Origin of the sequence: Caballeronia mineralivorans PML1(12), from assembly GCF_001028175.1 — a bacterium.
GTDB lineage: Bacteria > Pseudomonadota > Gammaproteobacteria > Burkholderiales > Burkholderiaceae > Caballeronia > Caballeronia mineralivorans.
Genome location: NZ_AEJF01000036.1, coordinates 1 through 1,414 on the forward strand (window position 1 = coordinate 1; position 1,414 = coordinate 1,414).

A 1,414-nucleotide genomic window follows, 5' to 3' on the forward strand; every position below is an offset into this window, starting at 1 on the left:
AAATCACATACAAATCAACATATTCATTGACCGGCATTGCTTCGAGCGTTGCCTGATCCATCGATGCCGCAAGGATTGCCTCTTGCTGCTTGGCTGGGAAACGCCGTGCGAGATTGGTCTTGAACTTCTCGACCAGAAGGGGGATGCCGTCTTCGCGGCGACGTTTGTGCCCGATCGGGTATTCGACGACGACCTCGCCGAATTGGCTGCCGTCATTAAACTCAACGGTCAGCGCATTGGCGATCGAACGCTTCTCCGGATCGTGATAATCCTTCGTGAATTGCGGGTCTTCCACGCATTCCATCTTGGCACGCAAGGTGTCGATGCGTGGGTCTTTGGCCACTGAGTCCTCGTAATCCGAGGCGGTCAAGCGACCATAGATCATCGGCACGGCGACCATGTATTGAATGCAGTGATCGCGGTCGGCGGGGTTATCGAGCGGACCTTTTTTATCGATGATACGAATCGCCGCTTCATGTGTGCGGATCGTGATCTTCTTGATGTCCTCAACCTTCTTACCCGTTTCTGCGAGCTTGGCGTGCAGCGTCATCGCCGCTTCCACCGCGGTTTGCGAGTGGAACTCAGCCGGGAACGAGATCTTGAAGAGCACGTTTTCCATCACGTACGAACCGTACGGACGCTGGAACTTGAACGCGTTGCCCTTGAAGAGCACATCGTAAAAGCCCCATGTTTTAGCGCTCAGAACCGACGGATAGCCCATTTCACCGGTCTTCGCGATCAACGCGAGACGCACGGCGCGCGAGGTCGCATCTCCTGCTGCCCACGACTTGCGCGAACCCGTATTTGGCGCATGCCGATACGTGCGCAGCGAATGGCCATCGACGAAGGCCAAAGAAACAGCGTTGATCAACTCATCACGCGTGAGGCCGATCATCTGACCGACGACCGCCGTGGATGCCAGTTTCACCAATAAAACGTGATCGAGCCCAACCTTGTTGAACGAGTTTTCCAGCGCGATACAGCCTTGAATTTCGTGCGCCTTGATCATGCCGATCAGGACGTCTTTCATCGTCAGCGGCTTCTTGCCGGTGGCCACTGCATTGCGCGAGAGCCAGTCGGCGGTGGCGAGAATCCCGCCGAGGTTATCGGACGGATGGCCCCATTCGGCGGCGAGCCACGTGTCGTTGAAATCGAGCCAGCGGATCATTGCGCCGATGTTGAACGCTGCCTGAACCGGGTCCAGCTGGAAAGAAGTGCCGGGCACCTTGGCGCCGTTGGGGACTATCGTGCCGGGCACGATGGGTCCCATCAGCTTGGTGCATGCTGGGTAAGTCAGGGCTTCGAGTCCGCAGCCGAGCGTATCGATCAGACAATTACGCGCCGTATCCAGCGCAAGCGTGCTGTCGATCTTGTAGTTGAGAACGTAGTCGACGATATCGACTAATACGCGATC

At 56.7% G+C, this 1,414-nt stretch carries 1 protein-coding gene; it reads right to left on the reverse strand.

What is annotated here, in order from left to right; translation table 11 throughout:
• Positions 1 to 1,414: bifunctional 2-methylcitrate dehydratase/aconitate hydratase (locus EOS_RS04645; protein ID WP_235442695.1), on the reverse strand; the 1,414-nt coding region annotated here is incomplete at both ends.